The 12472-nt window shown below is 72.0% G+C and carries 10 protein-coding genes; 5 read left to right on the top strand and 5 right to left on the bottom strand.

Features of this window, described 5'->3' with window-relative positions; all coding sequences use genetic code 11:
- Window positions 1-246: 246 nt before the first annotated feature.
- On the top strand, window positions 247-1002 hold the full coding sequence (locus QFZ64_RS33230; protein WP_307071181.1) for a hypothetical protein: 756 nt from the start codon (window positions 247-249) through the stop codon (window positions 1000-1002).
- A 21-nt stretch (window positions 1003-1023) separates the two neighbouring features.
- On the opposite strand, the gene QFZ64_RS33225 is transcribed toward QFZ64_RS33230, so the two are convergent.
- From QFZ64_RS33225 to QFZ64_RS33215, 3 genes are all read right to left on the bottom strand, one after another.
- Window positions 1024-1551 carry a hypothetical protein gene (locus tag QFZ64_RS33225; protein WP_307071180.1) on the bottom strand — a complete coding sequence of 176 codons (528 nt, stop codon included), beginning with the start codon at window positions 1549-1551 and terminating at the stop codon, window positions 1024-1026.
- A 123-nt stretch (window positions 1552-1674) separates the two neighbouring features.
- Window positions 1675-3210, bottom strand: a complete 1536-nt coding sequence (locus tag QFZ64_RS33220; protein ID WP_373430709.1) for an MFS transporter — start codon at window positions 3208-3210, stop codon at window positions 1675-1677.
- Window positions 3211-3443: 233 nt separating this feature from the next.
- Window positions 3444-3635, bottom strand: a complete 192-nt coding sequence (locus QFZ64_RS33215; RefSeq protein WP_307071179.1) for a hypothetical protein — start codon at window positions 3633-3635, stop codon at window positions 3444-3446.
- Window positions 3636-4000: 365 nt separating this feature from the next.
- Here QFZ64_RS33215 and QFZ64_RS33210 point away from each other — a divergent pair, with 365 nt between their 5' ends.
- From QFZ64_RS33210 to QFZ64_RS33200, 3 genes are all read left to right on the top strand, one after another.
- Window positions 4001-5431, top strand: a complete 1431-nt coding sequence (locus QFZ64_RS33210) for a glutamate decarboxylase (protein ID WP_307071178.1) — start codon at window positions 4001-4003, stop codon at window positions 5429-5431.
- A gap of 117 nt (window positions 5432-5548) precedes the next feature.
- Window positions 5549-6418: a class II glutamine amidotransferase gene (locus QFZ64_RS33205; RefSeq protein WP_307071177.1), complete on the top strand. Its 870-nt coding sequence runs from the start codon at window positions 5549-5551 to the stop codon at window positions 6416-6418.
- Window positions 6419-6439: 21 nt separating this feature from the next.
- Window positions 6440-6832 (top strand): hypothetical protein, encoded by a 393-nt coding sequence (locus QFZ64_RS33200; RefSeq protein WP_307071176.1) that lies wholly within the window; start codon window positions 6440-6442, stop codon window positions 6830-6832.
- Between the two features lie 116 nt (window positions 6833-6948).
- Here QFZ64_RS33200 and QFZ64_RS33195 read toward each other — a convergent pair whose 3' ends face one another.
- Window positions 6949-8853: a discoidin domain-containing protein gene (locus QFZ64_RS33195; RefSeq protein ID WP_307071175.1), complete on the bottom strand. Its 1905-nt coding sequence runs from the start codon at window positions 8851-8853 to the stop codon at window positions 6949-6951.
- A gap of 361 nt (window positions 8854-9214) precedes the next feature.
- On the opposite strand from QFZ64_RS33195, the gene QFZ64_RS33190 reads away from it, so the two are divergent.
- A complete protein-coding gene (locus tag QFZ64_RS33190; protein ID WP_307071174.1) occupies window positions 9215-11086 on the top strand; it encodes a coagulation factor 5/8 type domain-containing protein in 1872 nt (623 codons plus the stop codon).
- A gap of 183 nt (window positions 11087-11269) precedes the next feature.
- Here the strand turns inward: QFZ64_RS33190 and QFZ64_RS33185 are convergent, their stop codons facing one another.
- On the bottom strand, window positions 11270-12352 hold the full coding sequence (locus QFZ64_RS33185) for a YihY/virulence factor BrkB family protein (protein ID WP_307071173.1): 1083 nt from the start codon (window positions 12350-12352) through the stop codon (window positions 11270-11272).
- Window positions 12353-12472: the final 120 nt, after the last annotated feature.

Genomic DNA, 12472 nt, shown 5'->3' with positions numbered 1-12472 from the left:
TGCCCACCGTCGGCGGGACCCGCATTGCCGGAATCCGGCAATGCTCTCCGGGTTTTCGATGCCGACGGACTCCACTCGGCGCGGGCCGCCGCGGACCCGGATCAGGCGGGGCGTGCGACCGGGTGCCGGTCGGCGGGGTGCACCGGTCCGTGCGAAAATCTCGGAGCCCCGACGCCCCGCCCTGCACGGTTCCGTGAGGACGGCGGACGAGGGCGGGGGCGGACGAGGGGCAGGGAGCAGGGCATCGTGACCGAGCAGGGCGCGGGGGGCGGCGGCCCCCGGGGATACGAGGGCGGCACGCCCGCCGTACCGGACGAGGTGTGGGCGCGCTTCGCCCACGACACGGAGCGGGCGATCGCACGCTCGGCGCCGAGGGAGCCGTCGGCCCGGGAACGGGTGAGTGACGGCGCACGGGTCGAGCCCCGCGCCGACGCGCCCGGCTCCGGCTCCGACGCGTCCGGCTCCAACGGGTGCGGCACTGACGGCTCGCCCAGCACCGACCCGCCTCATGCGAACCCTTCCCACGCGGACCCGCCCGATGCCGATCCGCCCGGTCCCGACCGGTCCGGCACCGCACGCTCCGGTGCGCCCGGTCGTGGTCACGCCCGCCCCGACGGCCCGGGAACCATGTCCGCGCGGCGCTCGGACGGGGCCGGCGGATCGGGGTGGGACGCGGGCGAGGTCAGCGGGTCCGGTGGGGACCCGGCCGAAGCCGTCGGCGAGCTGTGGCAGCCAGAGGAACGGCGGGCCGGACCGGCCTGGCGGAACCTGGACGCCAGGGCCAGGCGCCGCCGGATCGCCCGGCTGCTCGCCGCGGCCGGCGCGGTAGTCCTGCTGTGGACCGTCGCCTCACGCGCGCCCGCCGGCCCGCGTGACGGGTACGAACCCGGCGAGGCCACGGTGAAGCAGTCGGAGGACGCCCCGCGCCGGGTTCCGGCGACACCCGGGCCCACCCTCGCCGTGTCTCCGACACACGCCACCCCGGCCCGTCACGTCGGCTGAACCCGCGGCACGGCCGCGCGGCTACGCCGTGAGCCTCTCGCCCAGCCCGAGGCACCCCAGCAGTCGCGCCCGGTGCAGGTCGGAGACCGGTGACACCAGGTCGGGGTGGCGCAGCAGGGCCGCCGCCCGGACGTCCCGCTCGTCCGGTGCGAGCAGTCGCCGGAAGTCGAGCGGCAGACCGTCCGTGTGCTCCCCCGCCGTGATCGCGGCGACCGCGCCCTCGGCCAGGTGCGGGTCGGTGAGCAGGCATGCCGCCCAGCTCGCCACGACCTCGTCCACCCAGGTGCGCCAGGCGTGGCCGAGCCATTGGGCGTCGTCGACGGGTTCCATGCCGGTGAGCCGGTCGAGCCGGTCGGAGCCGCCGGACCCGGCCATCACGGCGAGCTCGGCGTCGAGCACGGTCGGATAGCACAGCCACGCGGCGACGGTGACCGCCTGCCGTGCCTGGACCTCGGCGAGAACCGAGTCGAGCGCGGTGCCGGCCGACGGATAGGCGAGCGTCAGCCACTGCGAGGTCGCGGCGATGAGCGGGGAGAGTTCTGCGGACACGACGAGGCCGTTCCGATCGCGGAGGCGGAGGGGAGGACACGGGGAAACTATCCCCGCCGCCCCTTCCCGCGATATGGCGCGGACCACGCCGCGGACGTGGCTTCGGCCACGTCGGGGCCGGTGTCAGCGCGCCCCCGACGCCTGCTCCACGCGGTACAGGTCCTTCGAGGTACGGATCAGCTCGCTGCGTTCCTCCGTGGAGCCCACCATCGGCCGGGACCCGTGCAGCGGCACCTGTGCGCTCTCGGGGAGGAACTTCACGGTCACCAGCCCGATGACACCGGCGAGGATGAGGTAGTAGGCGGGCATCATGTCGTTGCCTGTCATGTTGATCAGGGCCTCGGTGACCAGCGGCGTCGTGCCGCCGAACGCGGAGACGGCGAGGTTGAAGCCGATGCCCATGGCGGCGTAGCGGACGGCGGTCGGGAACAGCGCGGGCAGCGTCGCGGCGCTCGGCGCGGCGAAGCCCGCGAGCAGCGTGGACAGGATCAGGACCCCGGCGACGGGCCCCCAGGTCCCTTCCCTCCTGATCAGCAGGAACGACGGCACCGCCAGGACGATCATGGCGACCGCCGAGACGGCGTAGACGGGCCGTCGGCCGACACGGTCGGTGAGCCGGCCGAGGAAGGTGATCAGCAGGACGATCCACACCATGCCGATCAGCACCAGCACGTCGGCGGAGCCGCTGGAGCGGTCCAGGGTCTCGGTCTGGTAGGTCGGCAGGAAGCCGGTGACCATGTAGTTGGTGACGTTGTAGAGGAGCACCAGGCCCATGCAGATCAACAGGGGCCGCCAGTGTTCCCTGACGATGGTCCTGAACTCCGTGCCGGCGGACTCCTGGGCGAGGCTCTTCTCGTGCTCGTCGAGCTGCTGCTGGAAGGCCGGGGACTCCTCCAGCTTGAGCCGCATGTACAGGCCGATCACGCCGAGCGGCCCGGCGATGAGGAACGGGATGCGCCATCCCCAGGCGAGCATCTCGGCCTCGCTGAACGCCAGGTTCAGCACGGTGACCAGGGCGGAGCCGGCCGCGTAGCCGACGAAGGTGCCGAAGTCGAGCCAGCTGGAGAGGAAGCCTCGGCGGCGGTCGGGCGAGTACTCGGCGACGAAGGTGGTGGCGCCGCCGTACTCGCCGCCGGTGGAGAAGCCCTGGATCATCCGGGCGAGCAGCAGCAGGACCGGCGCGGCGATGCCGATGGTGGAGTAGCTGGGGATGATCCCGATGACGAACGTGCCGGCCGCCATCATGATCATGGTGGTGGCGAGCACCTTCTGCCGGCCCACCCGGTCGCCGAGCGGGCCGAAGACGAGGCCGCCGAGCGGGCGTACGACGAAGGCCGCGGCGAAGGTGGCGAAGGAGGAGATGAGCTGGGCGCCCGGCGAGGCGCCGGGGAAGAACACCTTGCCGAGGGTGGCGGCGAGGTAGCTGTAGACGCCGAAGTCGAACCACTCCATGCAGTTGCCGAGCGCCGAGGCGCCGACGGCCCGCTTGAGCAGGGGCGCCTCCACGACCTGGACGTCCTCCGCGCCGAAGGCCCGCCGGTTGCGCCGGAGCCTGGAGGTCAGCTCCTCGCGGACCTGCCGCGGCAGCTCCGCGACGCTCTTCGGCACCTCGGTCCGGTGCCGGAGGGGGGACTGTCCGTCAGGCCTCGCGTCACTCACGCCGCCGCCTTTCCTCTACGTGCCCTGCGTGTACCGTGCGCTCCGCTCCGGCGGTTTCCTTGCTGCCGCCGGGGCGAAGGCCGCGCCGCGGTGATCACCGGGCGCACCCGGTACCGCCTGCCCGGTCTGCCCCGGGGCACACGGGAGGGGCGCACGAGGGCGCGCGGGCCGGCCCGCTGCCACGGCGGGGCCGGGTGGGGTTCACGAGGGCGGGGCGTGCTCCCCGTCCGGGGTCACCGGCCCGCCTCCAGCAGTTGCTGGAAGCGGGTCATGCAGGGCAGGCAGTGGTGGTCCGTCTCGTCCGGCGAGGCCGCCGGTCCGCCCGAGACCTCCGCTCCGCACAGGCTGGTGCCGCGCTGTTCGGTCACCACGTGCCACACCGGTTTTCCACTGCCGGGTTCCGGACCGACGCGCATCTCGTGCATGGTCACCACCTCCTGGGACGACGCCCCTTCCAGCAGACCCCGGCAGGCGGCGCCGGGCCCCGGTCAGGACCCCCATCCGGGTGACCCGGGCCGCGGGAGCACCCCCGGCCGCCGATGAACGCCACCGCCACGCCGACCGCGTCACCCACCGTGTGACCGACCACCACGCCATCGCCACGCCCACCGGGACGCCGTCCCCGGCACCGACCGGAACCGCGGCGGGAGACGGGCCGGAAACCGTCGGCCGCCTGGCCCGGAACTCGCTTTCGTACGGCCGCGGGCGGTTCGCCGGGCGGGCGGCGGGAACTCCCGCAGAGGAGAGCGAACCGGTCCATCCGGTGAGCAGGACGAGAGGCGGACCACGCATGCCCGTGCAGCACCACGGTGACGACGGCCACGAGAGCCGGGATCTGGAGATCAACCCGGTCTTCAGCCGGGAGCCCCTGCGGGTGCCCCGGTACGCGCTGCCGGACGGCGAGATGGAACCGGACACCGCCTACCAGGTGATCCACGACGAGCTGATGCTCGACGGCAATGCCCGGCAGAACCTGGCGACGTTCGTCTCGACCTGGGCCGAGCCCCAGGCCCGGCGGCTGATGGACGAGTGCGCCGAGAAGAACATGATCGACAAGGACGAGTACCCGCAGACCGCCGAGCTGGAGACGCGGTGCGTGCACATGCTCGCCCGGCTGTGGCACGCCGAGCACCCGCACCGGGCGATGGGCTGCTCGACGACGGGCTCCAGCGAGGCGGCGATGCTCGGCGGCCTGGCGCTCAAGCGACGCTGGCAGCACCGGCGCCGGGCCGAGGGCAAGCCGGCCGACCGGCCCAACCTCGTCATGGGCATCAACGTGCAGATCTGCTGGGAGAAGTTCGCCGACTACTTCGAGGTCGAGCCCCGGTACGTGCCGATGGAGGGCGACCGCTTCCACCTCACGGCGGAGAAGGCGGTGGAACTGTGCGACGAGAACACCATCGGTGTCGTCGCCGTCCTGGGCTCCACCTTCGACGGCTCCTACGAGCCCGTCGCGGACATCGCCGCGGCCCTGGACGATGTGCAGGCGCGCACCGGTCTCGACATCCCGATCCATGTCGACGGCGCCTCCGGGGCGATGATCGCCCCGTTCCTCGACCCGGACCTGGAGTGGGACTTCCGGCTGCCGCGGGTCGCCTCCATCAACACCTCCGGCCACAAGTACGGGCTGGTGATGCCGGGCGTCGGGTGGGCGCTGTGGCGGGACGAGGAGGCGCTCCCGGACGACCTGGTGTTCCATGTGAACTACCTCGGCGGGGACATGCCGACGTTCGCGCTCAACTTCTCCCGGCCGGGCGCCCAGATCGTCGCCCAGTACTACAACTTCCTGCGGCTGGGCTTCGAGGGTTACCGGCGGGTGCAGCAGACCTGCCGGGACGTCGCCACCGGTCTGGCCCGGCAGATCGCCGGTCTCGGCCCGTTCGAACTGCTCACGGACGGCAACGACATTCCGGTGTTCGCCTTCCGGATGCGGGACGGGGTGGAGCACTTCAGTGTCTTCGACGTCTCCGCGGGGCTGCGCGAACGCGGGTGGCTGGTGCCCGCGTACACCTTCCCCAGGGACCGCACGGACCTGGCCGCGCTGCGGATCGTGGTGCGCAACGGGTTCAGCCACGACCTGGCCGACCTGCTGATGCGGGACCTGCGCCGGGTCCTGACCCGGCTGGACAAGCAGCACGAACCGCACCGCGACGCCGACGACGCGGGCGGTTTCGCCCACGGCGCGGAGACCAAGAACCCGCGCACCCCTGGCCGCGACTGACACGGTCCGGACCGACCCGAACCGAGCCGAGCCGAACCGACCCGAATCGAACCGATCCGAACTGAACCGAGCTGACCCGAACCGGGCCGACCCGATCCGAGCCGGAGGAGGAGACCGATGTGCCGTCTGTTCGGCCTCAGCAGCGCTCCGCGGCGCACCCGCGCCACGTTCTGGCTGCTGGACGCCCCCGACAGCCTCAGTGAGCAGAGCCGTCACGATCCCGACGGCACCGGTCTCGGGTACTACGCCGACGACGGCACCCCCGTGGTGCACAAGGCGCCCCTGGCCGCCCGCGAGGACCGGGCGTTCGCGCGGGAGGCCCGGAAGGTGGAGTCGGAGACCTTCCTCGCCCACATCCGGTTCGCCTCCACCGGCGGCCTGGACACCCGCAACACCCACCCCTTCGAGCAGGAGGGCCGGCTGTTCGCCCACAACGGGGTGGTCGAAGGCCTGGACCGGCTCGACGAGCACCTCGGCGAGGACCGCGCACCGGTCAACGGCGACACCGACTCGGAACGGTGCTTCGCCCTGATCACCCGGGAGATCCGACGCCACGACGGCGACATCGCCGCGGGCATCGAGAGCGCCGTCGGCTGGATCGCCGAGAACCTGCCCGTCTACGCCCTCAACCTGGTCCTCACCACACCCCAGGAACTCTGGGCGCTGCGCTACCCGGAGACCCACCGGCTCTACACGCTGCGCAGGCACGCCGGCGGCCACCACGGCACCCGGCACCTCGACCACAGCGGCACCGACGGCCGGCTGCGCGTCCGCTCCGCGCACCTGGCCGAGTCCCCCGCCGTGGTGGTCGCCAGTGAACGCATGGACGACAACCCGCAGTGGCGGCTGATGGAGCCGGGCGAACTGCTGCACGTCGGCCCCGATCTGCACGCCACCCACCATGTCGTGCTGCCGGACCCACCGGCGCACCGGCTCACCCTGGCGGACCTCCGCCCCGACGCGGCCGCTTCGCAGAGGGCCGCCTGAGACCCGAGACCTGGAGGGACCATGTGGAAGCGCAGGAAAGGCGCCCGACCGGCCAGGATCCTCCCGCTGGAGCTGTGCGACCTGTGCGCGGCGACGTTCCCGCAGGACCAGGCCAAGTGCGGCTACGTGCCGGACTCCTCGTCCGTCCATCCGACGAACGACGGGTACGACGGGCTGCGCGCCCTCACCGCCTGCGGGGACGAGCACTTCGAGGTGCTGCGCGAGCAGTACCTGCGGCGTCCCTACGTGCGGGAGGAGCTGTGGGCCGCGAAGATCACGCGGGTGCTGACCACCGGCCCGCCCACGCTCACCATGGACCAGCTCGGCTGCCGCACCGGGCTGCACGAGCCGGAACTGCGCCGGGCCATCGCCTGGCACAACGAACGGATGCGGCGCCATGCCGCGGAGGAGTAGCGCGCACAGGAACAGCGCGCCCGGACCGCGCACCCGGTCCCGGTCCGCGCTCCTCGTCCCGGACGGCCGACGGCCCCCGCCCCCCGCCTGACGCTGCGGGGGGCGGGGCCCGCTCGTCACCCCTTCTGCTCGACGCGGACCCAGTCCACCTCCGCCTGTACGTTGCCGGCCGCGATCCGGTCGACGCTGGACTGCGGCAGCCCCCAGTAGGGGCTGGTCACCTTGTTCCAGCCGGCCGGGTACGCGCCGCCGAGCGCGAGGTTGAGGATGACGTACTGGTTGTGGTCGTAGACCCACTTGCCGCGCGTCGATTCCAGGACGTTGCGGGTGGTCTCCTGGACGAGCCGGTCGTCGACGTAGAAACGCATCGCCGTCGGCGTCCACTCGACCGCGTAGGTGTGCCACTGGTCGGCGGTGCCGCCGTTCGGATAGGTCTGCCGGGCGCCGATGTTGCCGTCGGCCGAGTAGCCCGGCCCGTGCAGGGCGGAGCTGGTCCAGTCGCCGTAGCCGATGTTCTCCATGATGTCGGTCTCGCCGGAGGCCGGCCAGGACACCGAGGGGTCGTCGACGTTGCTGCCGAGCAGCCAGAACGCGGGCCAGTAGCCGTCGCCGACGGGCAGCTTCATGCGGGCGCTGACCTTGCCGTAGGTGAAGTCGAACTTGGTGTTGGTGTCGACGCGGCCCGAGGTGAAGTCGTAGGTGCCGCCGCCCGCCGTGGTGCAGCCCTTGCAGTACTTGGCGCGCAGCACCAGGTTGCCGTTCTCGGTGCGGACGTTGTCGGTGGAGTCGACGTAGGCCTGCGACTCGCCGTTGACCGGGCCCATCTCGGTGCCGGTGCGGACCACCCGCCACTTGGAGCGGTCCAGGGAGGAGGTGGTGAAGTCGTCGAAGAACGTGGTGCGGTAGTTGCCCTGCTGCTCGCCCGGCAGTGCCGGGTAGGCGGCCGACGCGCTGCCGCCGGTGCCCCAGACCTGGAACTCGTAGAGCGAGTAGCCGAACTGGGCGGTGGCGGGCGCCGGGTTGTAGAAGGAGCGGCGCTCCACCCCGAGCATGCGGACGTAGCGTCCGGTGGCCGGCTGCGACAGCTTCACGGTGTCGTGCAGGCCGACCGCGTCGCCGGGGGACTTCACGTTCGCGCGGCGGGCGGCGACATCGGCGGCGGAGGGCTGGTAGACCGTGCGCCAGGTGCGGTTGTCGTCGGAGACCTGCAGCCGGTAGTCGACGGCGTAGGCGGCCTCCCAGTACAGGTCGACGGTGTCGATGGTGGCGGCGGCACCGAGGTCGACGGAGACCCAGCGGTCGGCGTTCCAGTCGCTGGACCAGCGGGTGGCGTCGTCCTTGAGGTTGGCGGGGATGCCGCCGTCGGTGACGTACGAGGGCGAATTGCCCGCGTGCTGGTAGAAGTTGGAGTACGCGGGGTGGTTCAGGGCGAGGTTGGTCCGGGTGGTGGAGGCGGGCGCGGGTTCGCCGCCGTACACCTTGAACGAGTAGAGCGAGTAGCCGTACGGGGTGGCGCGTTCGATGCCGCGCATCCGGACGTAGCGGCCGGTGACCTCCTGCGGGTAGGTGTGCGCGGTGACCGTGCCGCCGGTGCCGGCGGTCTCGGTGTAGAAGGGCGTCCAGTCGGTGCCGTTCTTCGACACCTCCAGGGCGTATCTCTTGCCGTAGGCCGCTTCCCAGTCGAGGACGACGGTGTCGATGCGCAGGGTGGTGCCCAGGTCGAGGCGGATCCAGGCGTCGTCGGCGAAGTTGCTGGACCAGCGGGTGGAGGTGTTGCCGTCGAAGGCGAGGCCGGGCGCGCTGCCGGCGTTCTCGCTGCCGGAGGCGGTGGCGGCGGCCGGGGTGGCGGCGTAGGCGGCCGCGGCGCGGTCGGTGTCCCAGTTCGCGGCGGCCGCCGTCCCGGCGGCTTGGTGGGCGGGGGCGGCCAGGGCCGGTGCGGGGGACAGCAGGGCCGCCGCGGCGAGGGTCGCGAGGGCGGTGAGCAGGGTGCGGGGTGTGCGTGAGTTGCGAGAGGTACGCATGCGGGCTCTCCCTCGGGGAGGTGGGGGTGCCGGTGGTGCGCGGTCACGGCTTAATTTAGGACGTGAGTTAAACCGGGCCGCGCGTACACGTCAAGGGATGCGGCAACACCTGCGACACACACTTGTTGAAGACATCGTGAAGGACGCCGGTCCGGTCACGAGTACGTCGAAAGCGGGCAACCGGCAGCAGAGCAGGGTCAATTGACGCCTTCTCGCCCGCCGCGGAGGAAACATGCCGCCCGGCTCTTGACGCACGGTTCACGCCAGATGAAGCATGCACGGCACGAGAGCGCTCTCAACTCCCCCTCGTCGTTCAGTTCCTGAACCGTTCGCCCCACTCCCCCAGCAGGAGAGCCGCCCCATGCGTCCTTCGTCCTCTCCGGACCCCGCCACCCCCTCCGAGGCCACCCCCTCCACATCCACCCCGTCCCCCGCCGGCCCCGCCGTTCCGGGCCGCAGGGCCGTCCTGGGCGCCGCCGCCGCGGTGGCCGCCACGCCCGCCCTGCTCGCCCTGTCCACGCCCGCGTCCGCCGCGCCCGCCGCCCGCCGGACCCCGCACCGGCGGCCCGAGGCGCACGTGAAACGGCTGGCGGCCGGCGGTGACCTCGGCCCCAACGTGCTGGTCTTCGACCCGTCGACACCCGACATCCAGGCCAAGCTGGACGAGGTGTTCCGCAAGCAGGAGAAGGCGCAGTTCGACACCGGTCGCTACGCCCTGCTGTTCAAGCCCGGCACGTACCACGGCCTCAACGCCCAGATCGGCTTCTACACCTCCATCGCCGGCCTCGGCCTCTCCCCCGACGACACCACCATCAACGGTGACGTCACGGTCGACGCCGGCTGGTTCGACGGCAACGCCACGCAGAACTTCTGGCGTTCGGCGGAGAACCTCGCCCTCGTTCCGGTGAGCGGCACCAACCGCTGGGCCGTGGCTCAGGCGGCCCCCTTCCGGCGCATGCACGTACGCGGCGGGCTCGACCTGGAGCCCACCGGGTACGGCTGGGCGAGCGGCGGCTACGTCGCCGACTGCCGGATCGACGGCCAGGTCGGCCCGTACTCCCAGCAGCAGTGGTACACCCGGGACAGCGCGATCGGCAGCTGGCTCAACGGCGTCTGGAACATGGTGTTCTCCGGGGTCCAGGGCGCCCCCGCGCAGAGCTTCCCCAACCCGCCGTACACCACGCTCGACACCACCCCCGTCTCCCGCGAGAAGCCGTTCCTGTACCTGAGCGGCAGCGAATACCGGGTCTTCCTGCCCGAGAAGCGGACCAACGCCCGGGGTGTCACCTGGGGCAACGGCACTCCCCGCGGCACCTCGCTGCCGCTGTCGCAGTTCTACGTCGCCCACCCGGGCGACAGCGCGGCCACCCTCAACCAGGCGCTCTCGCAGGGCCTCAACCTGCTGCTCACGCCCGGGATCTACCACGTCGACCAGCCGATCCAGGTGAACCGCGCCAACACCGTCGTCCTGGGCCTCGGGTACGCCACGCTCATCCCGGACAACGGGGCCACCGTCATGAAGGTGGCCGACGTCGACGGCGTACGGCTGGCGGGCTTCCTCATCGACGCCGGGCCCGTCAACTCCGCCACCCTGCTGGAGGTCGGACCGGCCGGGGCTTCCAAGGACCACTCCGGCAACCCGACGACGGTGCAGGACGTGTTCGTGCGCATCGGCGGCGCGGGCGCGGGCAAGGCCACCACCAGCATGGTGATCAACAACCGGCACACCATCGTCGACCACACCTGGCTCTGGCGCGCCGACCACGGCACGGGGGTGGGCTGGGACACCAACCGGGCCGACTACGGCCTCGTCGTCAACGGCGACGACGTGCTGGCCACGGGCCTGTTCGTGGAGCACTTCAACAAGTACGACGTGCAGTGGAACGGGCAGCGCGGGCGCACGATCTTCTTCCAGAACGAGAAGGCCTACGACGCCCCGAACCAGGCCGCGATCCAGAACGGCTCGCTCAAGGGGTACGCCGCCTACAAGGTGGGCGACCGGGTCACCAGTCACGAGGGCTGGGGGCTGGGCAGTTACTGCTACTACAACGTCGACCCGACCATCGTGCAGCACCACGGCTTCGCCGCCCCGAACACGCCGGGCGTGAAGTTCCACGACCTGCTGGTGGTCTCCCTCGGCGGGGCCGGGCAGTACGAGCGGGTGATCAACGACACGGGTTCGCCCACGTCGGGGACGTCCACGGTGCCCTCCACGGTCGTGTCGTACCCGTGAGCCCGCTGGGCGGATGAGGAACTGCCGGTGGCCGGACGGCGGGCCCAGCGCCCCGCCGCCGGTACAGGTCACTCCTGAGCACCGGGCCGCCCGTCGGCCACCGGCAGCACCCACAGAGGATTGCACACTGCAAATCGATGCGCCCGGAGACCACGGAGATTCGTCGTGCGGCCCGTGGGGCCGTCAGCCGTCAGGCGCGTGAAGGCCGTCCGGCCCGCCGGGTCCGGCGAAGCCGCCGGGGCCATAGGAGTCGTCCGGGCCGTCGTCGGGCAGGGGCGCGGGCCAGGGCGGCGGCGGGGTGCCGAAGTGCACCTCGACGCGTTCGAAGCCCTTGAACGCCTCGGTCCTGGCGTACGCCCGGTAGGCGCGATGATCCCCCCGGGTCAGCCGCACCCGGTCGGTGAACGGGGTGAGCAGGCTGCGCGGCCACAGCCGCAGCACCCGCACCGCGCTCACCTCGGCCGTCATCAGGAAGATCAGAGCACCGAGGTAGATCCAGGCCAGCAGGCCGAGGACGATCCCGAACATGCCGTACGTGGCGGTCGCGCCGCGCAGCACGTCCTGCACGTAGTACGAGCCGGCCCACTGCAGGGCCTGCCAGGCAAAGGCCCCGCCGAGGGCCGCGCCGTGCATGTGCCGCAGGGGCAGCCTGCAGTGCGTCAGGACCCGGTAACTGAGCTGGAGCAGTGCGGCGTTGAGGAAGACGGCGGCGATCGCGGCGCTCACCCGGATGCCGGTGGCCAGGCGGGTGCCGAAGACGTTCGCGTCGGAGACGGTGACGGACAGCAGCGTCGTCAGGCACAGGCCGAGCGCCAGCACCGACAGGAACAGCGCGCCCTTGAGCCGGGAGCGGAACGGGTCGGGACGGGCGTGCCGGGGCACCGCCCAGATCTTGTTCAGCGCGTGCTGAGCGCCCTGGGCGACCCCGAGGGCGCCGTAGAGGCTGCCGGCGACACCGGCGGCGAGGGCGAGTCCGTTGCCGTGGAAGGAGTGGATGTTCTCGGCGATCTGGTCGCCGAGAACGGGGAACTCGCCGAGCGCGGAGTCCAGGACGTCCTGCTGGAGCCCGGGGTTGTGGCTGAGCAGGGTGCCGAGGACGGCGACGAGGATCAGCAGGATCGGGAAGAGGGACAGGAAGGTGTAGTAGGCGAGGAGGGCTGCGAGGTAGGTGGCCTGGTCGTCGAAGAACTTGTAGACGACGGCGAGCGGCAGCCCCACCCAGCGGTGGCGTCGCTGGTACGCGTCGAACCGGGCCACCGCTCGCATCGCGTCTCACACTCCGTCACCGCCGCGGGATTGTTGCGTGAGCACATCCTCTCCCTCCCCGCGGGCCGGTCCCGCAGAGGCCACGCGGGGAAGTCCGCGGGCCTCTGCGGGACCTGGGCG

Source organism: Streptomyces sp. B3I8, assembly GCF_030816915.1.
Taxonomy (GTDB): domain Bacteria; phylum Actinomycetota; class Actinomycetes; order Streptomycetales; family Streptomycetaceae; genus Streptomyces.
Note: the sequence above shows the minus strand (reverse complement) of the source record. Positions and strands in the feature narration are given on the sequence as shown.

Coding starts and splice junctions, on each gene's coding strand:
- QFZ64_RS33195 (WP_307071175.1), bottom strand. CDS start 8,853: ATGCGTACCTCTCGCAACTCACGCACACCCCGCACCCTGCTCACCGCC.
- QFZ64_RS33215 (WP_307071179.1), bottom strand. CDS start 3,635: ATGCACGAGATGCGCGTCGGTCCGGAACCCGGCAGTGGAAAACCGGTG.
- QFZ64_RS33190 (WP_307071174.1), top strand. CDS start 9,215: ATGCGTCCTTCGTCCTCTCCGGACCCCGCCACCCCCTCCGAGGCCACC.
- QFZ64_RS33185 (WP_307071173.1), bottom strand. CDS start 12,352: ATGCGAGCGGTGGCCCGGTTCGACGCGTACCAGCGACGCCACCGCTGG.
- QFZ64_RS33205 (WP_307071177.1), top strand. CDS start 5,549: ATGTGCCGTCTGTTCGGCCTCAGCAGCGCTCCGCGGCGCACCCGCGCC.
- QFZ64_RS33200 (WP_307071176.1), top strand. CDS start 6,440: ATGTGGAAGCGCAGGAAAGGCGCCCGACCGGCCAGGATCCTCCCGCTG.
- QFZ64_RS33210 (WP_307071178.1), top strand. CDS start 4,001: ATGCCCGTGCAGCACCACGGTGACGACGGCCACGAGAGCCGGGATCTG.